This window comes from Nostoc sp. FACHB-888 (genome assembly GCF_014696655.1).
Taxonomy (GTDB): Bacteria; Cyanobacteriota; Cyanobacteriia; order Cyanobacteriales; family Nostocaceae; genus Nostoc.
On sequence record NZ_JACJQM010000043.1, the window covers coordinates 1 to 21,364 of the forward strand.

A 21,364-nucleotide genomic window follows, 5' to 3' on the forward strand; every position below is an offset into this window, starting at 1 on the left:
GTTCCCATCGAAATCCCGTCGCTGATGGTAATTGTGCCAAACATTTGTGGCATTGCTCCGGCGGTTTTAATCCCAGCCTCGGCTATGAGCGCTAGTTGATTTATCCCCATATTGCAGGGGGTGATGGTGCTGTAGCCATTGGCAATACCCACAATGGCTTTATTAAAATCTTCATCTTTAAAACCAACTGCACGCAGCATCGCTCGATTTGGCGATCGCTGCACTCCTTGCGTCACTACTTGGCTTCTCAAATTTTCCGACATCGTTACATCATCCTATGCTTTCCATGTATGAGTATCATAGATAGCAACTTTTGAAATGTCCAATATATATTTATGAATAATTGAGACTTATAAAATATCATAACTATGGAACTGCGACACCTGCGCTACTTCATTGCTGTAGCTGAGGAACTGCACTTTAGTAAAGCCGCAGAACGACTTCACATTGCTCAACCTCCCTTAAGCCAGCAAATTCAGCAGCTAGAAGCAGAACTAGGGGTAGAACTTTTTCAACGTAAAACCAAACGACAGGTGCAACTAACGGAAGCCGGACAAGTATTTTTGCAAGAAGCTTATCAATTGTTCGCTCAACTGTCCAAGGCAATTGATCTGACTCAACGGACAGGTAGGGGTGAGAAAGGAAAACTACGAGTAGGTTTCACCAGCTTGGTAACTTACGATTTGCTGCCTGTGATTTTGCGGCGGTTTCGAGAACAGTTTCCAGAGGTGGAGTTAGTGTTGCAGGAATTAACGACAACTCAGCAAGAACAAGCGCTATTCAATCACCGCATCCATGTGGGTTTTGCCCATCCACCTTTAGAAGACAATACTCTCAATCAAGAATGCATTCAAAAAGAAGGACTAATTGTAGCTTTGCTAGAAACTCATTTATTAGCCAGACAAGAAAATATTTCAGTGCGATCGCTCTTGAGAGAAAATTTTATTATGTTCCCCCGCCATTTAGGCCCAGGACTTTATGATCAAATCTTGAGTCTTTGCCAGCAAGGAAGTTTCAGCCCAAAAGTGACTCAAGAAGCAATCCAAATGCAGACAATTATCGGGCTAGTGTCTGCGGGAATGGGGATTGCGATCGTACCCTCTTCTTTGCAAAATCTTCAAAGGGCTGGTGTAGTTTATCGCGCTTTAGAAGAAAAAACACCATTAGTAGAAACGGCTGTAGTGTGGCGACAAGAGGATATGACACCTGTTTTACGCGAGTTTCTACAAATCGTGAGAAGTGTCTGTGGTTAATTAATCAGTTAAAAAGGCAATCACTTCTCCTAATAAGAGTTAGCAGATTGGGAACCAGCACACAAGCCTGTGCTATTCAAAAAAAAGATGGAACGCCATCTAATGAAACCAGGACTGCTTGAACCTCATTGCTATTCCCTCCTTTTTAGTGCCCAAGGAACTCATGCAGTAGCGCTAATTAGGAATTTTCAGCTTTATCTGGAGATGAAGCATAAGAGTATGCTAAAGAATTAGCTTTTGGCTAAATAAAAAATAGAAATTTAAGATTTAAAAAAACGGTAGAGTAATTAGCAATCTATCATTTTTTATGTAGGTTGAATGCTTTACTCAAAAGTCAAGTGATATTTTTCATTGCTTTCATGTCAAGGTTAATTTTGAGTTTAGACTTTATAAGTTGCAAATTTAATGTACAGTTTTTCGTAAGTGATATTAAGGAAAAAACGTGGAACTTCAGAAGTTATTGTATATTTTTGTTTTAGTAAAGATTGCTACATTCGCTCTAAGTGTACCTGTATTTGCTCAAATCACACAGATTCCCTCCAATTCTTCCCAGTCGAGTTGTCGTGCAACTAAAATAGCCACTCCAATTTTCAAAGAACCTTCAACATCATCTAATGCTATCAGAATATTGCCGGCACAAACAAAGATTTCTTTAGCATTTATACCAACTAGTGGAGATAGATTTGTCAGAATTAAATCTCCGAATTCCGGGTTTATTCAAACTGCTGTGCTGAAATATTGTCAGACGAATAACAAGACTCAAAACCTGCGGAATAAACCCACTATTGGCAGTGAATGCCGGCAACTTGTGCAAACTGAAACTATACGTCGCCAACCGAGTACAAAAGGAGATTTTATTACGACACTTTATCCAAACACAATCGTGTTTGTGAACTTGGTTACAGGTAATAGAGGTAATGTAGTTAAGTCATACAAATCTGAAAATTACATTTGGGTAGAAATCGATCTTTCTAGAAGTTTTCCTGGAGAGTTATCCGGTAATGGCTGGATAGCCAATACTGACTTAGTAAATACACCTCGATTAAGCAGTCTGGCTTATTGTAGTTAGTAATTTATTTCGCTCGATATCTCCATTTAGTACAGCATGGCGTAAATAAACAGACCATTGAAAATTGGCAAGGGATACGGAATAGTCTTGGTAATTTATGTGTAATAAAGTACGACGTACTGTAGTGTAAGAAGGTAGCCTATTTTTGGATCTTAAAAAGCATGGGTGGCAAATTAATTGTATTTGAAGGGGTGGAAGGCTGTGGCAAAACCAGCCAAATGCAGCTTTGTTGTGAGTGGTTGGAAAGTCTGGGTGTTTCTGTGCTAGTAACTCGTGAACCAGGGGGAACAGAGTTAGGCTTACATCTTCGCCGCTTGTTACTAGATAAGGCAGAGGATAAACCAGTTGCACAAGTGACAGAACTTTTATTGTATGCTGCTGACCGATCGCAACACGTTGAACAAGAACTTAAACCAAATCTCGCAGCAGGGAAATATATTTTATGCGATCGCTACACTGACTCTACCATTGCTTACCAAGGATATGGTCGGGGTTTGAACATGAGTTTAATCAATCAGCTTAATTATATTGCCACTGCTGGTTTAGAGAGTGACTTAACTATTTGGCTAGATGTCGATGTCGAAGTAGGGCTAGCCCGCAAACGGGGAGATGGAGTAGGATTAGACCGCATTGAACAAGAAACAATTGCTTTTCATCGGCGCGTTCAGCAAGGATACGCAGAGTTAGCAGCATCTTATCCCTCAAGAATTGTGCGGGTAGATGGCAGTTTGAGTAAAGAAGCTGTGCAACAAGTAATTCAAGGAATTTTACGCGTCCACCAAAACAATTAAAAATAGAAAATTAAAAATGGAAAATTACTTAGAAAGTTTAAGTTAATTCCGTATCTAGAAGCGCATTAACTAGTATAATATCTCCATCAAATGTAACCAAAGCTTTTTACTTTCTATATATTGATTATATCTGAAGCGATCGCTAGAAATAAGTTGTCAATATTCCAAATTTCAAGCTATTTTCTTAAAACCTCATATTCATCAATAAAAAGGTGAAAAAGCAAAAGCGATCGCTCCTTTAAACTAAAGTGCGATCGCTAATTTTTAGATTACCAGATACAGCTTAAGCAGTAACAGGTTCTAACAATTTAATATCAGAGAAGATAAATTCCTGAATAGATACTTGTCCTGCTATCTCGGTGCGAATCTCCCGACGATTTAGGATGAAATAGTCACCTACTTTTTCATACTCATCAACAAATTCGCTTCTACCGCCTTTTTGTTCCCCAGTCTTGGGATCATGGTAAACAGAGTCATAGGTATGGGACAAATAGCCTTCCCCGGTGTCGTGGCTGCTGAAGGTGTCAATTGTCACGTATGTACCGTGGATTAAACGGTGAACATGACATACTTCATTATTGCGGACTTTGTATTTATCGCCTTCAGCCTTACCACCCATTAAAAGCTCAACCGCACCAGTTTCGTCGGTTTTACCATAGGTAAAGGTATTGGCGCTGTGGGTGTCTTCAAAGCTGCGGCGGACGCGGTGGATTGCTATCTCCCAGGCTTGACCATGAATTGCTTTCTGGGCTGGCTCGTCATCTACATCCAAGACTTCGGCTTTCAGATTGGCAGTGATTATAACTTTACCTGTAAACACTTTGTCATCTTGCTTAAAGGTAATATTTGCGGTATAGCCAGGGAAATTTTTGTCCCAAGTGTAGCGGTTCTCATAAGCAGCCCGGAAAAGTTCCTGAGCAGAGAGTTGTGTAACTGTCATGTGCTTCTCCTAGTCGCTACTGTAATTAGCGTTTTAGTTATCTTGGTATTAGCATAGAAGTAATTGTTGAGGCTTGGATAGTCCCCAACTGGGTACACTTATGGTTAATTCTCTCCACGCTGTATTTCATGCGATCGCCAATGTCCAAAATGAGCAAGAATTAAGGCTAGCTCTCACGGATAAAATTGGTGAGCATTTTGGCGTGCAAAATTGGGGCATTTATCTCCTAGATGAGCAACCAACGGCCCAAATCGATGTTCAGGCCATTCCAGCAGTATGCTTAGAAAGCAATCCAGTCGGGCGTTACGTGGTTGAGCGTCACGCTCCCGCCCATGAACAGTTATTATTATCACCAAAAGACTGGAAGCATTTTTGCTCACGTTCTGATCACGAACACGTAATGACTGGGCCAATTGTTTGCGATGGTCGTCTTGTCGGAACGCTTAACTTGGCTCGTGACAAGGGAAATCCTGCTTTTAATGGCAATGATTTAGCTGATTTGAGTGCCTTATGCATTCATTTATCAGCAAAAATGTCAACTCTACGGACAAAACCAAAAATATCCCATTCCCTTTTAGTAAGTCCTCTAACAGCGCGTGAGTTAGAAATTGCCGACTTAGTGGCGCAGGGGTTAACAAATGCGGAAATTGGGGAAAAACTTTGGATTACGCAAAATTCCGTCAAACAAGCTTTGAAGAGGATGTTTCGTAAGTTGAAGGTTTCGGCGCGTGCAGAAATGGTGGCAAAGCTACAAGATATACAAGTTTCATGAACCCCTTGATTTATCTCCAGCCGCACAGAATACCCAACTGAATTCTCTTTAACTTCTTAACTCTGTGTTCTCTGTGTCTAATAAGGTTAAATAAAATGCTTTTGAACCGCACAGACGCCAGTGCGCCCTTGCGGTTCCCCGGCTTGTACCCCTACGGGGATCTTGCTACGCTCTTAGCGTTCTTGCTCTTTAGCAACTGGCGCGGCGCAGAGAGAAAAAAGAGATTTGAATAAAGTACACAAGCTAAGTCTCAAAGCCAGCTATAAAGCCTGTTTTACTTCTGTTAGCGCGAGCATAGAGGTGTGAGAGAAAAAGCTATCAGGTACTTTTCTCAAGCACGTTTTCGCAATGATTTATATTCAAACTCAGCAACGCCTAGTTGTGTTTTAAAGTAAGCGCGGTAGAGTTCGCAACGCGGTAGGATGCGATCGCCTTTATAAGTGATCAACCAAGAAATTCCTTAATGCTTACGACGGATTATTTGGCATCGCTTCTTAAAAACTAGCATTCTTTGGATGCAACATGCAGTAGGGGCGCACAGCTAGCTGTACGCCCCTACTAAAGGACTATATTTTATGCAACTGAGAAAGACTACAATCTATGATCAGCAAGGGTAAGCGCGTTACCCAGTATTAGAATTCGGTGATTATACACCAGCGCCCTTATTATTCTTTTATTGGCGAAAAGTTATTAGTACTTGCTGCCAATAACATATCGTAACGCATTTAGCGTCCAACTTTATTTGAGACATCTCTGGCTGCCTCTGCCGCACTGTCGCCTACATCACTAGCAGTTTCTTGAGCGCCCTTTACGTATCCAGATCCAAACTCTTTAAAGGCTTCTCCTGACTGTTGCCCAATCTTCTGAAGTCGTTCACCAGGAGAATCTTCGGTTTCACGAGCATCCTTAAACCACTGCCCTATTGTTTTCGGTCTTTCAGCATCATTTTGCTCTACCTGTTGGCGAACTCTCTCCTTTAAGCCTTTGTCATTCGGCCCATCACTAACATTTGTCGTCAGCACTAGAAAACCAACTACGACAACAGCCAAAAAAGATTTTACCTGAAGTCCTTTAAGTAGGGAACTTATGTTAGCAATCGTCCTAGAAATCAAATTTATCATGCCAATTAGCTTTTTTTTGACTACAAATTAAACATTAACTATAGAAAGGTAATTATCCTTCTAGCAAAAGGCATATTTTAGTTATACAAAAGAAATATATTTTAAATCTTTGGGAAGAGGTGATTTGTTTGACGCTAATTGGTCATTGCGATCGGAACGCAGTGAAACAAAGCAATCGCAAAGTACAGATGTTGCGATCGCTTCATTTTGCAACTTTTAGAAAAGCTAGCGCGTTAAGCAAAGCTATGCCGTTAACTTTACGCTTCATTTGCAATTGGCTTGTAACAATTTTGGTAAATTTGCTTGCATTGGGATGCTCCCCTTTTTTCAATCTACTAAAGAAAATCATTATGTTCAAAAAACTACAACAACTCCAAGCAATTATCGCTTCCAGAAACTCAGAAAATTTGGGTGATATTGCCATTCTTAAATCTGATTTCTTCGGTGCTAAAGTTTCTGCAACAGTCGCCTCCAAGCTGCAACCAGTAGTGGGATATTATCCCGTAATTGATTTGAAGCAATTAAGCCAATACCCTCAAGGCTCCTTTGGGCGAGAATATGCCAATCATATGCAAGCAAATCAACTAAAACCATTAAACATCAGTCCTGAACTAGAAGACATTGCCAAACGTAATCTATTTGCTCTGCGATATTTAGTCACCCACGATATTTTTCATGTATTGCTTGATTTTGACACCACCTATGCAGGAGAAATTGGTGTACTTGCTTTTGCTGCTACACAAAACTACAGTAAATCACTCCAAATCGGTTTGTGCTTGGCTAAATTGCTCTATCCCATCTTGGCTCCCCAACAAATAAAAGGAATTTTCGCTAACCTCGCAAAAGGGCGAGAATTAGGCAAGAAAGCTGATTTCCTCTTGGGCTACCGTTTTGAAGAGCATTGGGAAGAACCAATTGAGGATGTGAGAAAACGGTTGGGATTACTATAAATTTCCGCAATTTATCCGAAAAAAGCATTTTTATGCTCACTAACAGCTTTTTTAAGTGTCTCGCTTTCTATTGGTAAATCATCCTTGAGATTTCTTAGACTGACAAATGTAGCACTAAATACATTTTTAATGCTACATTCGGTTTTTAATACAGATATAATCTAAAAAAACATATATCTTTGGTTAGAGCAATTATCTATCTTAAGATATCGATTTTAACGGATAATTCCTAACTAGCTACTAATAACAATCAATAAGCTGTTATGCCTTTAAATTACACAATAACTTATCAGGTTTGTTGACTGCTGACAGTTAACAGTCAACGGTCAGCAGTCAACAGTCAACACAGAAAAATGTGCAACTTAGATGGGCGATAGCTTAGTTACACAACTTTTAGGCTAGAGATATTATTTGTCTGACTTAGTGGATTTATCCCGTAATCCCTAGATACAGCAGTTTGCTTTTTAAGTGAGGTATAAAATGCAGGACTCAAAATCAGATATAAAGAGTTTCTACCTTCTGCCTCAAAACCCGTAGCTTTGTACTTGATACAAAGGAAAACTGCTGTATTTGAAGGGCTTGGAAATGGCAAGTTAATCCACATTTTTTCCTCAATATGATAACTGGTTAAGTGGAAAGCCAAAGGATGAAATACTGGATAAGGAAATTAGCAATCTGTATAGTATTATTGTATAACTTGTTATTATCAAGTGATTACGCAGGAGCAAACCAACTTTCAAACATTGATGTGCAACAATTAAATGCACTCCCATTTATTGAAAACTTAGCAAGTGCTGACAATAATCTTGTTCATAGTAGAAAAGAAGATTTTCACCGATTTAGTGAAATAGTCAAAAGTACAGAAAAACTAGAGGGACTCTTCACACTTTATTGCAGTGAAGATTCAGGAAAAACTTACTTAGAAATTAAAGCAGAGCAGCTAAATAAAGATTATTTAGCTATAGTGACATTGGAATCGGGCGTGGGGGAAAGTGGAATTTATAGTGGATTACCTCTTTCTGATTTTCTATTTTACTTTCGACGAGTAAACAATAGATTACATTTTGTTGCTCGTAATGTAAAATTCCGCGCAACAAATAGACCAGAACAGCGATCGCTTGCTCGTTCATTTAGCGACTCAGTTCTTTATTCACTCGAAATACATACTATTGATCCACGCAGTAAAAATATTCTGATCAACCTGGATGAACTGCTAATGCAGGATTTCTCCGGATTAACTTCTCTATTAAAATACTCTTTACAGGCTGATTACCACTTGGATGCAAGCAAGTCATATTTTGGTGATGTTAACAGCTTCCCAGAAAACGTAGAAATTGATTCAATTTACGGTTTTTCATCACCAGAAGGAGCTAATTTAGTCACCTTACCTGATAGCAGGGCATTGACTCTGAAGGTACACTACAGTTTTTCTCAGCTTAGAGAAAACACTGGTTACATTCCCAGACTTGCAGATGATAGAGTGGGATATTTTATTACTGCTTTCCAAGATTTCTCTAATAATAATGCTCACGAACCATTTGTACGTTACATCAATCGTTGGCATCTAGAACCATCCGATCCTAACGCTTCCTTATCTCCACCAAAAAACCCAATTGTGTTTTGGATTGAAAATGCTGTACCACTAGAGTACCGCGATGCGATTCGTGAAGGTGTTTTGATGTGGAACAAAGCATTTGAAAAAGCCGGATTTCAAAATGCTATTGAAGTGCAGCAAATGCCAGATGATGCTGATTGGCAACCGGCAGATGTACATTACAACACTATTCGCTGGTTCAATTCTTTAGATGCAGGTTTTGCCAGAGGGCCAGTGCGCGTTAACCCATTCACCGGGGAAATATTAGATGCAGACATTATTGTGGATGCCAATATGGTGCGTTCAATTCAGCAAGAATATCACGCACTGATGGGAGCAAATTCATCTTTTACAGAACTGGGCAAAAACCCATGCTCAGGTAATTTATCTGCAATGTTCTCAAAAGGTTTTAAAGCTTTTCCTGAACAACATTTAGCAGGCAACGATCTCTGCTATAGCATGGAGTCTTCAGATCAAGCCGCCATGGGAGCGTTGGTATTGTCAATTTTGCCAAACACTACACCCAGTAGTGAAACGATGAAAAAGTATGTGCATCAATATTTGCGTTCTCTTATTGCTCACGAAGTCGGGCATACTCTCGGTTTGCGCCACAACTTTCATGGCAGCACTATGTTAACACCCGAAGAATTAAATAATACAGAAATCACTCACACTAAAGGTTTAGCGGGTTCGGTGATGGACTATCTACCCGTGAATATTGCACCACAGGGAGTACAACAAGGTGACTATTTCCCAGGAGTTGTTGGGCCCTACGACGAATGGGCAATTGAGTATGGTTATAAAAGAAGCCCATCAGTAGCACTTGAGGGAATCATCCCAGAATCAGAAAAAAGTTTTTTGGAGCAGATTGCCCTGGTGTCGCCTCAACCAGAATTATCTTATGCAACTGATGAAGATATTTGGGACATCAATCCTTTGGCAAATGTCTGGGATATGAGTAGTGATGTACTACTTTATTCGCAGTGGCAAATGGATAATGCCCGTTCTATGTGGCAGCACCTTGATAAGGGTGATCTATCGAAAGGAGAAAGTTATAGTAACCTACGTCTTAGATTCAATAGAGTACTTAAATATTATTTTCGGAACGCCAGCTTGCTTTCTAAATACATTGGTGGACAATCATTTCGGCGTCTCCATGCTAGTGATGATGCTTCTTGGACATTTGTACCAGTTTCAGTTTTAAAACAACGCCAAGCATTGACAAAATTGCAAAAGTATGTGTTTGCTGAGGATGCTTTCAGTTTTTCACCACAATTGTTGAATCAACTAGCACCATCACGGTGGGAACACTGGGGTAGTTCTGTACCTAACAACCGCCTTGATTATCCAATTCACGATCGCATTCTGGGTTTCCAAAGTGCGGTACTGCGATCGCTCTTAGACAGCGATCGCCTCAATCGTTTACAAGATATAGAATTAAAAACCCAGGCTGGAGAAGCACTTTCCATTCCGGAACTGTTCGACACTCTGCAAACAGGCATCTGGACAGAAGTTTTAACCCCAGGAGAACCAAAGCCAATTTCTAGCATCCGCCGTTCATTGCAACGGGAATATCTAAATATTTTGCTAGAGATGATGTTGGGTACTACTGATACACCTGAAGATGGTCGAACACTGGCTTGGTATAAATTGCGTCAACTGCAAAAAGCCATTGATGTCAGGCTCAAACAACTTAGTGAAAGCCTTGATATTTACACCCTAGCCCACTTAGAAGCTTCTGGCGATCGCATCACCAAAGCATTAAATGCACAGTTAATTTCTAAGTAGGCATTTGTCATTTGTCATTAGTTATTCTCCCCTTGCCTCCCCTGCTCCCCACTCCCTACTCCCTCAAGATACCTTTGCAATAGACCAATGACAACTTCTGGTACTTCCAAATGAGGTAATACTCCTGCATCTGCGATCGCATAAAAATCTTGAATTGCACCTGGATTTAAATTTGCTAAGCGTCGTCCTAATTTGATGCTCGTAAATTGTGCCTTTTCTCCCCAAAAAATGACCGTGGGAATTGTCAGTTGTTTAATATATAAACTCAGATCAAAGTAAAGATCGCCCCGCAAAAATGACAAAGCGGCAAACTTGGCATTAGGTTGTTGTGCAGAAGTTAAATAAGCCTCCACCATTTCTTGAGAAACTCGTTGTGACTTGGCAAACAGAAAACTTTGTAAAAAATTTCGGACTGCAATTTCATTTTCAGCACCAAGCATATAAATAAAATTGTCCAGCAGAGGCGCATTGATCACCGAAAGCGGAAGTCTGCGTCCAGCACCTTGCCCAAAATCATCAAATCCAGACGGGGAAACCAGAAACAGTGCTTTGAATAAATTGGGTTGAACAATAGCTAGGCGAATAGCAAAAGCGGCTGTTAGAGACGAGGCTACCACCGTCACTGGTTGACGACAGGTTTCAATGATAAACTCTGCGATCGTGCTGAGATAATCCCTAATTTTATAATCCCGGACTGGATGAGCCGATTCTCCCCAGCCGATTAGATCGGGAGCTAAAATATGGTAATTAGAGGCAAAAGCCGGGTAAACTTTAGACCATTCATACGCAGATGCCCCACCACCAAAGTTATGGAGAAACAGTAGTGGGGGTAAATCTTTAGTATCAGCAAATGCCCAAGGTGCATTCGTTTGAGTATAGTAAACTATCGCCCCCAAGGATGTATGGATAAGTTTATGTCCAAAGCCAGGAGGTTGAAACTGAAGCATAAAATTAAAAAGTATAGTTTAATGGCACTTTACCCGAAGGCAAAATTACGGCGTATAAAGTAAAGCTTACCGATAAATCTTGGAGTAAGTAAACTTTGTGTCTCCTAAGCAGTTCCATATTTAATATGCATACAGTCAAACTAATTCATAATTCATCCTTGCTTTTTGTCAGCATCTCCTGTGATTTGAACAAGTTGATGAAGGTTATCACCACTAATATGATAAGCTGCCCCAAAACCAACTACAAAACGACCTTCGCTCGGAGTTAGCTGAAAAATCCGAAAGTCAGACAAGCCGCGCAGAACCTCGATAATTTGACCAAAGCGCCCTTGAAATTGCTCAACAATTTGATTCCACTTGTCAGTTTCACGCTCTATCAAAGTTGCCCTACAATCAAAGCTCAAACGGCGACGGGCAAAAATTAGATTACTCTTGGCTTCATCCTCGATAAATAAGACATTAACATGAGGATTAGCATAAAGATTTTTGGTATGAGTTGAAAGTCCACTGACGTAAATGTAGATGTTTTTGGAATCATCTATTACAAAAGGAGCATAACTAGCATTGGGTATTGCCTGGGCGCTGACGGTGCAAATGATTACACTCTCAAATTCTTCAGTAAACTTTTCGTACTCAGCTTGAATGTTTTCAAGTTGGCTCATAAGTAAATTACCATTTGATTAGGAATACCTAATTAAGTATCCTAGCGTGATTGAGCGAATAGGTTATAGGTAATAGGTTACAGGTATCTCCTGACCCTTCCCCTAATTAAAGCAACTCAGCATTATCCAAGCTCTGAGTACCGGAGGATTTGGAAAAACAGACATTGGGCTAGACTTAAGAAAGTTATGAGGACGCAAATATGACTGACAAAAATCGTTCTCAATGGGACTTAGGCAGGTTTATCGAAACCCTGACTTACTTTGAGGTAATTCCTTTCCTTAACTGGGTACAGCAGTTAATCCAAGGCCGTCCTAAGGATAATCAAAATAGACCCAATGGAGGAAGAAATGTGGGTGTAATATTAGTAGCAGGTGCAACAGGTGGCGTAGGTAAACGAGTAGTGCAGCGATCGCTCCAAAAAGGTTATAAAGTTCGCGCCCTAGTTCGAGATATTGACAGAGCCAGGTCAATTCTTGGTAATGATATAGACTTAGTAGTTGCGGATATCACTCAACCAGAAACTTTAACTTCTTTAGTTCTGGCTGATATCCAAGCTGTAGTTTGTTGCACAGCAGTGCGCGTGCAACCAGTTGAAGGAGACACAGCAGATAGAGCAAAATATAATCAAGGTGTTAAGTTTTACCAACCAGAAATTGTTGGCGACACCCCAGAAAATGTAGAATATCAAGGTGTTAAAAACTTAGTCCAAGCGGCTGCAAAATATTTACCCCAAGCAAACGAAAAACCGATATTTGATTTCACCAAGCCATCAGCCGAATTAAAAGATTATTGGGGGGCGCTGGATGATGTAGTCATGGGTGGTGTGAGTTCTAGTAATATCCAATTACTCGAAAATACAGCTTTTTTTGCTGGTAATGTCTCCACCGCTAACTCTGGCGGATTTGCTTCTATCAGAACTAAGAATTTTGATCCACCTTTCGACTTATCTGATTGCGAAGGTGTGAAATTGCGCGTCAAAGGTGACGGTCAGCGCTATAAAATCTTCCTGCGGACAGATACAAAATGGGATGGTATTGGCTATAGCTATTCTTTCGACACAGTAGCTAATACCTGGATAGATGTTCATATTCCCTTTGCAGATTTGATTCCCGTCTTTCGGGCAAAAATTGTCAAAGATGCGCCGCCACTTGAACAAAGTAGAATTTCTTCATTCCAACTGATGTTGAGCAAATTTGAACACGATGGTGCTTTGAATCCCAAATTTTCTCCCGGTGGTTTTGCTTTACAGTTGGAATCAATTCAAGCTTACGGCGGGGCAACTTTACCACAATTTATCCTAGTTAGTTCAGCAGGCGTGACTCGTCCCGGACGACCTGGCATTAATTTAGATGAAGAACCGCCAGCAGTGAAATTAAATGACCAATTGGGAGGAATTTTAACTTGGAAGTTAAAGGGAGAAGATAGTTTAAGAGAAAGCGGAATTCCTTATACGATTATTAGACCTTGTGCATTAACTGAGGAACCAGGGGGTAAGGAATTAATATTTGAGCAAGGCGATAATATTAGGGGTAAAATCAGCCGTGAGGATGTGGCAGAACTTTGCGTGCAAGTGCTAAAACTAGCGATCGCTTGTAATGTCACATTTGAAGTAAAACAGGCAGATAATACTGTCAACTCTATCGATTGGCAGAAGTTATTTTCTAATTTAGTAAAGGATAAATAAGTGAAGTGACTACAGATTTATACTCTGTAGCTATCCCAACACATCTTGTCTAAATAGACTGTTATGAAAAAAATCCAAGTGCTAATATTTGCCGGGATTTTAGCAACAATTCTCTGGGGTGGGTTATTTGGAAACACTGCTTCATCCCAGCAAGTAGAGTCCCGCATCTACAACCTGGAAGCGGACTTTAATCGTGTTGAGTCACGATTAAACCAGATAGAGTCTCAACTGGGCCAAAGCCGCCGATCTCCATCCTCAAGAACAACACTTACCCCACGACAGCCAAGGGGTTCCAGAGGTAATTTATCACAGCAAGATCCGATGTTTGATCGGCTGGCAACTTTGGTGGTTGAATTGAAGCAACAAGTCAACAAATTAGAGGAACGAGTTTCTAAATTAGAAACTCGCTGAGTATTTTAATTGCTCTGTGTAGTTTTCAAAATTTAACCTCTGCCTTAAGAAACTCATGTTTGAATAAGAGGTTGAGGAAGAAGCTGATACCTCATTTTGACGATGTACTAGCCATTCAGAAAACAAGTTTGAGAGAATTTTTAAGCGCAATGTCTCGTCTAATTGTGGCTCAATGAGTTCCTCAACCAAAATCAGATGCGCTCCCATCGATGTCAATATTGGTTTGACAACTTGCGGTGGAGTTGCTGCAAAGACAGCAGCAGAAATTTCTGGTTTCAAGTCTGCACGGTTTAATATTCCTCGATATCCTCTTTTTCTACGTAGTTCTGCATCTTGAATATATTGATGAGCAATTTCATGAAAACTCATCTCACCTTCACCCAATGCGTAAAACAGTTCCATAGCCAAATCAAAATCATCTAAAACCACTTCATACATAACTACCTGAGCATAGTCAATCTGGTGTTCCACAAAAAAAGGTTCGACTTTATCTACAAATAGGTGTTGAGCTAATTTTGAAGAAATTACTGTGAAATAAACTAATTCTTCAAACTCATCTAGAGATAAACTATGTTTTTGTAGCCATGACCAAGTAACATCAGCACTAGTCAAATTATTCATCAAACGCAAACTATCTGCCGCTTGCTGTAGTTCTTCTGGCTGCACTTTAATCCCAACCTCTTCTGCCGTCTGTAAAATAATCTTGCGAGTAATAATACCTTCTACCACAGAACGAATTTGGCATGAAAGCTTGATTTGCTTGATAATTTCGTCTTGAGAAACAGTTAGCATATCTGACATAGTAGACTCCTTAGTCATAAAATTGAAGTTAAAATTGGCAATTTTAAGAAAGAAACATGAAGAAGTAGGTTTTTGAAGCATCTGCTGTCTGACAGAACAATTTGCCTGCACTAGGCTGTCAAATTTCAATTTGTTTGATGCAGTCTGAAAGTTATTGTTCTGAAAGAGCCTGACCCAGAGTTTGGGCAAGCTGTTGAGTGGGAAATTCTGTTTTGTTCTGAACCATGATTTGTTGGAAGTTTAACGCCAGAATTAATTACTTGTCTTAGCGAAATTCAATGACCATCGAAAATCAGGCTCTGCATTTGGTAGCAAATTGCCTATAGTAATTCGAGAATTTTTTGTGTTATCAATCTCTTGCCCCGCAGTTTTGCGTATCTGTCGAGTTGAAAGTCCCATCTCTTTGAGCAAGCGGTTAATGTGGCAAGCACTAACTTTAATTCCCATCTCTTTTGCCAGATGCTTACTTAACCATTGCGCTGTCCAGCGCTCAAATGAATAGCCATATTCACGCGGATTATGACTTGCTAGCTCTTGCAAGCGAGCCAGATATTGCTCATTCACAGCTTTGGGACGACCCATTGCGCGATCGCTCCAATGATGAGCTTGACCTGTTTGGGCTATAGTAATCCAGTGCCGCGCTGTCTCCTGAGAGCATCCTAAAGCTTCGCAGATTTGAGTCTGAGATTGACCTGCATCTGCCAACAACATAATTTCAATACGACGGCGGTATTCTGGACGTAAATCTGTTTCTAGATTCTTGAGCAAAAGCTTACGCTGAAACGCTGTTAAGTATATACCTTGCTTGTCCACAGCAATTCCTCCTGCTATAACTTGCAATGCCCAGATAGAAATTAATCTGGATATTTTTGAGAACCTCTGTTACTTCTCTGAATCAAAACTCCGGGAATTCCACAACTCGTTACAAAACTTCACCTAAATCGCGTGAACGGTGGTCATAAGCGTGGTTTTTCAGGCTTTGGTGGTGTGACAGGGTAAAAACAGCACTACATATATACTAAAAACATAACTTCAGTTTCAAATTACCTAATTCGGAGTAATGACGCGTTATTGCACTGTAATTTTTGAGATAAAAGTAATTTTATTTTTGAATATTAAATGTTTGAATAATTAAAACATAATTCATTGAATTATGTATAAATAAGAGCTTTTAAAGTCTTGAAATTATAGATTCAATATCCGAAGATTGAAATGTGATTAAGCGATATACAGCTAATCCAATTCAAAAAAACTAATCGATCTTGCATTGCCTTATTAATTACATAGTGTAAGCTGGCTTCAACTTCCCCAGGAAGTTAAGCATGGCTGAAACCACAGCATCCGATGACTCAATTAAGAAGCCATGACCCCCACTGTCGAGGACTACAAGTTCACTGTTGGGAATGCCTTGAACAAGTTCCTGGGAAAACTTTAGCGGGGTGAGAATATCTTGTTTAGCAACTAGAACTAGTGTAGGACAAAGAATTTTTTGAAGGCGGTCTGTTGTATCAAAGTCAAGCATGGCTCGGCTATGATGATGAAGTGAATGAGTCGCAGGTGGAAAAGGATATCTGATTGCAAATTCAATTAGACTTTCGATCATCCCAGGAATCGAGTAGAACATATCTGTAAATATCCAGGGTAATACGACTTTTTCATAAAGTTTAAAGTCTACATTAGCGCAGAGTTCCCCCCAAGCCTCAATGATGCTGTTAAATAATCCATCACCCTTTGCCAACGATGAAAGTAATATCAGACTTTGTACCTTTTCAGGATGTGCTAACACTAGTTCTTGGGCTATCTGACCACCCATTGAATGACCTACTAGATGCACCTTATCGATCGCAATGTGATCCAGCAATGCTGCAACGTCACTAGCCATCTGTTTCAGACTATAAGGGTTTTTGGGAGCAGAACTTCGCCCCATACCTCGGTTGTCTAAGCGAATAACTTGATACTGCGAAATCAACGATGGCATGATCAGCGACCAATAAGCATGATCGCAAAGGAAGCCAGCTATTAATAGCAAAGGCTCACCCGTTCCCTTAATGTCGTAGAACAAATCAATCCCGTTAATCTGAATTTTTGGCATAGTCAATAATTTTGCTAAACCTGATCTTAAACAGGGATGGACAAGGTTACACTCCTACGTCTTAAATCTCTCATCTACCGGAATTTGATAGCCGTTGGCGAGGCGATTGGTCATGTTGGCAGTGGCTGCGATCGCCATGAGTTCCGCGAACATGGTATCTATCATTCATGCCCTTGGCACGCGCCCCTGCTGTGTGCGAAGCAATGCAATACTCACAGCCATTGGTTGCACTCACAGCGATATAAATTAGTTCGCGCATCAGTGGATCAATCTCACCAGGACTGGTCATCACTTCCTTCACGGCTTGCCAAGTTCGTTGCAAGGTAGGCGGATGATTGGCTATAGCTTTCCAAAAGTTATTGATATAGTCATTCTGGCGTGTGGCGCGGATGTCGTCATATACTGCGCGGGCTTCGTCGCTGGCTTCTTCGTATTCAATCAGCTTAGTCATGAGTTGACAATCACTCCGCTAAGTAGTAATCCTATGGGATTTATCCTCATGCTTTTGGACTTATTTATTAGATACCAAAATGTAGGATACTACGTTTTTAACTGCGAACATTAGCGGTGATAAAATTCGACCTCTTTTTCCAGAATCTTAATATCATACTTGCCAAAAAAATCGTGACCCAGTAAACCGATGCTTGCTTTTGGTGCGATCGCTACCTGAAGATTATTGGCTGTAACTCCACCTGCTGCAATAGATTTTACCTTACTGGTTGGGAATTCTACTTCTCTACCATCGGCAATTTGGGCTTGGATTGTACCTGTAGCCTGGAGTTTAAGTGTATTCGCCATACCTTGAGTGATAATGGTTCCACTAGAACCTGTATCTACAATCATTTCAAAGGTTTTTTTATCATTAAAGGTAACGTCAATCACAGGAGTTCCACCAAAGCGGCGTTTGACTGGGACTCGAAAAACTCTGTTGTCTGAAGGTGCGGCAAATATATTATTGCCACAAAGCCTTCCCAATCCAACGGTTTTACCAGAGGAGGTTACCATGTAACATGCTCCTGGATCGTCAGCTGTTGCCCGATGAGAGAATGCTAAAAATATCAGCGTCGGCATTAATGCGATTGCAGCTAGGTTAACGGTCGTAATCCAACGCCTCCAAGCATTCTTCATGTTAGATTTTTCTCCAATTTTGCTGATATCTTTTAATAGATAAATTCATCATAGTGAGTAAAAAAATTAGTGCTATGAACCCATGCTTTTCAGAGTAAAAGCCAATTTTCATAATTCTTTACTACAACAAACTTTCAAATAACTGGCATTATTTTTGTGATAATTATTGTTTGTATAATATGTCTCTAATATTCACACATTTTTTGTACTTAGAAGCTAATTAGTGAGTTTTTTTATTTTTATTTATGTGTCTACATAAAATAAATTACCAAGTCAAAGTACAGGATTTATGAAATCTTTGTTAGATAACGATATTGATGAAAAAATAGCCTAATAAAATGCCTAAATCCTTGCTATTAAAGGATTCTTATACTTTAGATGCCTTTGCCCTGATAAAATTGCATCTTACTCAATATATTTTATCTAGGATTACTGATTAATAAATTAAAGATTAGTTAAAGACATGAGAAAACTACTTATAGCAGATTAAATCTGGCAGACTAAGAAGTTAGATAAGAGAAATTTGTTAGCTTATTCAAGGTTTGCTGCTGCATATACAGCAGTTGCGATCGCATTTTGAACAGCAATATCCTTTTGTTCTAAGATGATATTTTCACCAACAGTACGGCCAGCTACTACACCGCAAACAGCAGCAGCAGCAAAATTATACACTCCTGCCATTTTAAATAGTGTGCCGCATTCCATCTCATAATTCAAGATATTCAAGCGCCGATATTCTTCTGTAATACCATGCAGCGATCGCATTAAATTTGGGTTTGCAGAATCAGTGCGTTCTTGTCCTTCGTAAAAAGTATCAACTGATGCCGTGATTCCTATGTAATGTTCAACTTTTAATTCTCGCGCGGCTTCAACTAAAGCGACTGTGAGAAAAGGATCGGCTGCGGCTGGATACTCCATAGGTGCAATGTCATTTGCTGCACCTTGGCGACACAATGCTGCACTGCTAATAACAACGCTACCAACTGGTATATGCGGTTGAATTGATCCGCAAGTTCCAATGCGAATAATTTGCCGGATTCCTACTTGTACTAATTCGTTGACAACAATACTTAATGAAGGCGCACCTATACCACTAGTAGCTGATAAGATGATGCGACCGTTAGGCAAATATCCTACATAGCTATTGAGTCCGCGATTTTCGGACAACAAGCGCACATCTTGTAAAGAAGTTTGGGCAATGAGACGCGATCGCTCCGGGTCGCCAGATAATAAAGCAATGCTGGGAAGTGATGAACCTAAATCATCTTGTCCAAAACCAATGTGATAAAAGTGTTTATTTGGCATAGAGTGAAAGATTAGCGATCGCCTTTGCTAGAGTCTAAATCATCTGCACCATTTAGCGAATCACTACTATCTACTTTATTTGGCAGTGTATTTAAAGCAATTGCACTATTAGCTAATTTTTTGTCCGCCATATTTAAACTATTTACATCAATTGATAATTCATTATTAACTGGTTTATATTCAGGATTTTCTCGGTTTGCACCTGCTATCTCTTCTGCTTTGCCGATAAAATCCTTTGCAAGCCGTTCGCTAAAACCAACAACGAATGCTATAACAAAAATTTATAGTCATTGAATAGGCTTATTCACTCTAGTAACAATTAACGTCTGTCTCTAATTAAATCTTCTATAGCTCGCTCCCAATACCACTGCTCACTTTTCCCTGGATATTGGCTTCTAGCAACTGTAATAAGGCGTTGGCAAGCATCACGATCTCCTTGCAGCATACTTATTAATTGTGATTGAGTGTAGTTATCTACACTTGTACTAGTTTTCGGCTGAGTAAATTGTTTTTGCGGATTACGATTGTTAGTGCTTGGCTTTTGGTTTTTCATTTCTTGGAAAAGGCTTAAAATTAGGAATCCTAAACCTACGATGATGACAATCGGTGTAAGGGTTATTAAAATTTCCATTATGAGTTGGTAGAGCAACTGAATCTAGGATGCTGGATTTTCCCTGTTGGTAACATCGGGGAATTCCACATCTAAGAGTCAAAGTTATTAAACTAATCTTTTTATCAAATCCGATTTTTGCCTGCCAGTAAGTTAGCGATCGCACTACTAATCGGCTAACCTCTAATATTTAGGACAAAAAAAAGTGGCTCTGCAATCAGCAGAACCACTAAAGCTTTCGCAAACCTGTTTTAACTTAACGTACTGCCCCTTGAGCAGAAACAGTATCAATTGGCTTCATCAGGTACAGCCGCAATAACTGCCAGCCATTGGAGATGTAAAGTGGCAGTTTCTGGAAGATTTGCAGGAATTTGGGAGTGCTGGAGTTAGCGATCGCACCCAGCTTCTCGTTATTACTGATACAAGTATCCAAGCGCTGATAAAACTCTGGATTTTCTACATCCAGCATCAGTGGGAACACTCTACCTGCGTTTTCATTAGTCTTCTTAATTACATGGATGTCGTATTCCCGCGCATCCAATCCAAGGGTGGCATAAAAGTCCTTGCGTTGAATGTCATTGAGATACATTGTCGCAAACACCGACAACAAGAAGAACCGACTCCACAGCCGTGCTTTCCAATCATTCAATATTTGCGGCTGGGATTTCATGATCGCATCAAAGAAATCGCCGTGACGGTTTTCATCTTGACACCAGTTCTCAAAGAACCGGAAGATTGGATAAACCCGGTCTTCGGGATGTGCTTCTAAATGGCGATAAATGGTGATGTAGCGCCAATAACCGATCTTCTCAGAAAGATAAGTAGCGTAGAAGATGAATTTCGGTTTAAAGAAGGTATAACTGCGACTCTTAGTCAAAAACCCTAAATCTAGGGACAGATTAAAGTCCGACAAAGCTTTGTTCAGAAAGCCAGCGTGACGTGCTTCATCTCGTGACATCAAGTTAAAACACTCTGCCAAGACGGGGCTTTTGCCTTTCAAGCGACGACCAAGTTCTTTATACAGCAAAAAGCCGGAAAACTCTGCCGTACACGAGCGTTCTAGAAACTCAACGAACAACCGGCGAGTTTCCCCGTCAATATGATCCCAGGATTGTTCAAACTCGGCATCCCGAACAAAGTGATGGCGGTTGTAGTCAGTGCGAAACTCTTCGAGAATGGCTTGTAACTCGTCTTCATTGACGGAAATATCCATCCGCGCCATTTCATCAAAATCGGTAGTATAAAACCGAGGTGTTAACAGGGTTTCTTTTGCCGGGACTTTAATCCCTGGCCGGATTTCTTCAAAGCCTGGTTTTTTGAGGGAATCTACCATGTCTTGATTGCTCTTTCGTCTTTATTATCTTAAGTAGACCCTTTGGGTTGGTGCAATTCCTCATGGGGGAAACCCCCAATATCGGAATGCCTCACCAGAAAGCTAAGGGTAA

Annotated in this window: 21 protein-coding genes and 1 pseudogene; 8 read left to right on the top strand and 14 right to left on the bottom strand. The window is 40.2% G+C overall.

The features are described from left to right. The coding region (locus H6G26_RS23135; RefSeq protein WP_190731532.1) for a dihydroxy-acid dehydratase at positions 1-263 on the bottom strand (263 nt) is incomplete at its 3' end. A gap of 105 nt (positions 264-368) precedes the next feature. On the opposite strand from H6G26_RS23135, the gene H6G26_RS23140 reads away from it, so the two are divergent. The 3 genes from H6G26_RS23140 to tmk all read left to right on the top strand — a co-directional run bounded on the left by H6G26_RS23140 (position 369) and on the right by tmk (position 3,113). Beyond that, a complete protein-coding gene (locus H6G26_RS23140; protein ID WP_190731534.1) occupies positions 369-1,253 on the top strand; it encodes a LysR family transcriptional regulator in 885 nt (294 codons plus the stop codon). 442 nt (positions 1,254-1,695) lie between these two features. After that, positions 1,696-2,322: a hypothetical protein gene (locus H6G26_RS23145; RefSeq protein ID WP_190731536.1), complete on the top strand. Its 627-nt coding sequence runs from the start codon at positions 1,696-1,698 to the stop codon at positions 2,320-2,322. 161 nt (positions 2,323-2,483) lie between these two features. Continuing rightward, positions 2,484-3,113 carry a dTMP kinase gene (tmk, locus tag H6G26_RS23150; RefSeq protein ID WP_190731538.1) on the top strand — a complete coding sequence of 210 codons (630 nt, stop codon included), beginning with the start codon at positions 2,484-2,486 and terminating at the stop codon, positions 3,111-3,113. 283 nt (positions 3,114-3,396) lie between these two features. Here the strand turns inward: tmk and H6G26_RS23155 are convergent, their stop codons facing one another. Beyond that, complete coding sequence (locus H6G26_RS23155; RefSeq protein WP_190731540.1) at positions 3,397-4,053, bottom strand: DUF3386 domain-containing protein; 657 nt, start codon at positions 4,051-4,053, stop codon at positions 3,397-3,399. Between the two features lie 100 nt (positions 4,054-4,153). Here H6G26_RS23155 and H6G26_RS23160 point away from each other — a divergent pair, with 100 nt between their 5' ends. Then, positions 4,154-4,825: a LuxR C-terminal-related transcriptional regulator gene (locus H6G26_RS23160; protein WP_190731542.1), complete on the top strand. Its 672-nt coding sequence runs from the start codon at positions 4,154-4,156 to the stop codon at positions 4,823-4,825. A gap of 331 nt (positions 4,826-5,156) precedes the next feature. Here the strand turns inward: H6G26_RS23160 and H6G26_RS42745 are convergent, their stop codons facing one another. Together H6G26_RS42745 and H6G26_RS23165 are read right to left on the bottom strand one after the other, a co-directional pair. After that, positions 5,157-5,273: an AAA-like domain-containing protein gene (locus tag H6G26_RS42745; protein ID WP_242053836.1), complete on the bottom strand. Its 117-nt coding sequence runs from the start codon at positions 5,271-5,273 to the stop codon at positions 5,157-5,159. A 277-nt stretch (positions 5,274-5,550) separates the two neighbouring features. Then, complete coding sequence (locus H6G26_RS23165) at positions 5,551-5,946, bottom strand: hypothetical protein (protein ID WP_190731544.1); 396 nt, start codon at positions 5,944-5,946, stop codon at positions 5,551-5,553. A 350-nt stretch (positions 5,947-6,296) separates the two neighbouring features. On the opposite strand from H6G26_RS23165, the gene H6G26_RS23170 reads away from it, so the two are divergent. After that, positions 6,297-6,896 carry a Coq4 family protein gene (locus H6G26_RS23170; RefSeq protein ID WP_190731546.1) on the top strand — a complete coding sequence of 200 codons (600 nt, stop codon included), beginning with the start codon at positions 6,297-6,299 and terminating at the stop codon, positions 6,894-6,896. A 646-nt stretch (positions 6,897-7,542) separates the two neighbouring features. Further along, the gene (locus tag H6G26_RS23175; protein WP_190731548.1) at positions 7,543-10,278 is read left to right on the top strand and encodes a zinc-dependent metalloprotease; all 2,736 of its coding nucleotides are present in this window, start codon (positions 7,543-7,545) and stop codon (positions 10,276-10,278) included. Between the two features lie 17 nt (positions 10,279-10,295). Here H6G26_RS23175 and H6G26_RS23180 read toward each other — a convergent pair whose 3' ends face one another. Both H6G26_RS23180 and H6G26_RS23185 read right to left on the bottom strand, forming a co-directional pair. After that, positions 10,296-11,225: an alpha/beta hydrolase gene (locus tag H6G26_RS23180; protein WP_190731550.1), complete on the bottom strand. Its 930-nt coding sequence runs from the start codon at positions 11,223-11,225 to the stop codon at positions 10,296-10,298. Positions 11,226-11,377: 152 nt separating this feature from the next. Beyond that, positions 11,378-11,887, bottom strand: coding sequence for a pyridoxamine 5'-phosphate oxidase family protein (locus tag H6G26_RS23185; protein ID WP_190731552.1), 510 nt, complete (start codon positions 11,885-11,887; stop codon positions 11,378-11,380). A gap of 200 nt (positions 11,888-12,087) precedes the next feature. Between H6G26_RS23185 and H6G26_RS23190 the strand changes: the two genes are divergently transcribed. Then, positions 12,088-13,572, top strand: coding sequence for a CIA30 family protein (locus H6G26_RS23190; protein ID WP_190731554.1), 1,485 nt, complete (start codon positions 12,088-12,090; stop codon positions 13,570-13,572). Between the two features lie 63 nt (positions 13,573-13,635). Then, entirely contained in the window at positions 13,636-13,983 is a 348-nt protein-coding gene (locus H6G26_RS23195; protein ID WP_190731557.1) for a hypothetical protein, read from the top strand. Here the strand turns inward: H6G26_RS23195 and H6G26_RS23200 are convergent. The 8 genes and pseudogenes from H6G26_RS23200 to acsF all read right to left on the bottom strand — a co-directional run bounded on the left by H6G26_RS23200 (position 13,969) and on the right by acsF (position 21,252). After that, positions 13,969-14,784 carry a peptidylprolyl isomerase gene (locus H6G26_RS23200; RefSeq protein WP_190731559.1) on the bottom strand — a complete coding sequence of 272 codons (816 nt, stop codon included), beginning with the start codon at positions 14,782-14,784 and terminating at the stop codon, positions 13,969-13,971. The two genes, H6G26_RS23195 and H6G26_RS23200, sit on opposite strands and share 15 nt — an antisense overlap. 252 nt (positions 14,785-15,036) lie before the next feature. Further along, a complete protein-coding gene (locus H6G26_RS23205) occupies positions 15,037-15,597 on the bottom strand; it encodes a helix-turn-helix domain-containing protein (protein ID WP_347242496.1) in 561 nt (186 codons plus the stop codon). A 466-nt stretch (positions 15,598-16,063) separates the two neighbouring features. Next, positions 16,064-16,876 carry an alpha/beta hydrolase gene (locus tag H6G26_RS23210; protein WP_190731561.1) on the bottom strand — a complete coding sequence of 271 codons (813 nt, stop codon included), beginning with the start codon at positions 16,874-16,876 and terminating at the stop codon, positions 16,064-16,066. Positions 16,877-16,930: 54 nt separating this feature from the next. Then, positions 16,931-17,327: pseudogene (locus H6G26_RS23215) on the bottom strand (carboxymuconolactone decarboxylase family protein). 110 nt (positions 17,328-17,437) lie between these two features. Further along, entirely contained in the window at positions 17,438-18,004 is a 567-nt protein-coding gene (locus tag H6G26_RS23220; RefSeq protein WP_190731563.1) for a retropepsin-like aspartic protease, read from the bottom strand. 531 nt (positions 18,005-18,535) lie between these two features. Beyond that, positions 18,536-19,309 carry a nucleoside phosphorylase gene (locus tag H6G26_RS23225; protein ID WP_190731565.1) on the bottom strand — a complete coding sequence of 258 codons (774 nt, stop codon included), beginning with the start codon at positions 19,307-19,309 and terminating at the stop codon, positions 18,536-18,538. 319 nt (positions 19,310-19,628) lie between these two features. Next, positions 19,629-19,940 (bottom strand): hypothetical protein, encoded by a 312-nt coding sequence (locus H6G26_RS23230; RefSeq protein ID WP_190731567.1) that lies wholly within the window; start codon positions 19,938-19,940, stop codon positions 19,629-19,631. A gap of 235 nt (positions 19,941-20,175) precedes the next feature. Beyond that, a complete protein-coding gene (gene acsF, locus H6G26_RS23235) occupies positions 20,176-21,252 on the bottom strand; it encodes a magnesium-protoporphyrin IX monomethyl ester (oxidative) cyclase (protein ID WP_190731574.1) in 1,077 nt (358 codons plus the stop codon). Positions 21,253-21,364: the final 112 nt, after the last annotated feature.

What these genes read in the sequence shown, in the direction of transcription:
- H6G26_RS23210 (WP_190731561.1), bottom strand. Translation starts at nt 16,876, where the DNA reads ATGCCAAAAATTCAGATTAACGGGATTGATTTGTTCTACGACATTAAG.
- H6G26_RS23220 (WP_190731563.1), bottom strand. Translation starts at nt 18,004, where the DNA reads ATGAAGAATGCTTGGAGGCGTTGGATTACGACCGTTAACCTAGCTGCA.
- H6G26_RS23175 (WP_190731548.1), top strand. Translation starts at nt 7,543, where the DNA reads ATGAAATACTGGATAAGGAAATTAGCAATCTGTATAGTATTATTGTAT.
- H6G26_RS23170 (WP_190731546.1), top strand. Translation starts at nt 6,297, where the DNA reads ATGTTCAAAAAACTACAACAACTCCAAGCAATTATCGCTTCCAGAAAC.
- H6G26_RS23185 (WP_190731552.1), bottom strand. Translation starts at nt 11,887, where the DNA reads ATGAGCCAACTTGAAAACATTCAAGCTGAGTACGAAAAGTTTACTGAA.
- H6G26_RS23195 (WP_190731557.1), top strand. Translation starts at nt 13,636, where the DNA reads ATGAAAAAAATCCAAGTGCTAATATTTGCCGGGATTTTAGCAACAATT.
- H6G26_RS23230 (WP_190731567.1), bottom strand. Translation starts at nt 19,940, where the DNA reads ATGGAAATTTTAATAACCCTTACACCGATTGTCATCATCGTAGGTTTA.
- H6G26_RS23225 (WP_190731565.1), bottom strand. Translation starts at nt 19,309, where the DNA reads ATGCCAAATAAACACTTTTATCACATTGGTTTTGGACAAGATGATTTA.
- H6G26_RS23140 (WP_190731534.1), top strand. Translation starts at nt 369, where the DNA reads ATGGAACTGCGACACCTGCGCTACTTCATTGCTGTAGCTGAGGAACTG.
- H6G26_RS23190 (WP_190731554.1), top strand. Translation starts at nt 12,088, where the DNA reads ATGACTGACAAAAATCGTTCTCAATGGGACTTAGGCAGGTTTATCGAA.
- H6G26_RS23200 (WP_190731559.1), bottom strand. Translation starts at nt 14,784, where the DNA reads ATGTCAGATATGCTAACTGTTTCTCAAGACGAAATTATCAAGCAAATC.
- H6G26_RS23160 (WP_190731542.1), top strand. Translation starts at nt 4,154, where the DNA reads ATGGTTAATTCTCTCCACGCTGTATTTCATGCGATCGCCAATGTCCAA.
- H6G26_RS23180 (WP_190731550.1), bottom strand. Translation starts at nt 11,225, where the DNA reads ATGCTTCAGTTTCAACCTCCTGGCTTTGGACATAAACTTATCCATACA.
- H6G26_RS23155 (WP_190731540.1), bottom strand. Translation starts at nt 4,053, where the DNA reads ATGACAGTTACACAACTCTCTGCTCAGGAACTTTTCCGGGCTGCTTAT.
- acsF (WP_190731574.1), bottom strand. Translation starts at nt 21,252, where the DNA reads ATGGTAGATTCCCTCAAAAAACCAGGCTTTGAAGAAATCCGGCCAGGG.
- H6G26_RS23165 (WP_190731544.1), bottom strand. Translation starts at nt 5,946, where the DNA reads ATGATAAATTTGATTTCTAGGACGATTGCTAACATAAGTTCCCTACTT.
- tmk (WP_190731538.1), top strand. Translation starts at nt 2,484, where the DNA reads ATGGGTGGCAAATTAATTGTATTTGAAGGGGTGGAAGGCTGTGGCAAA.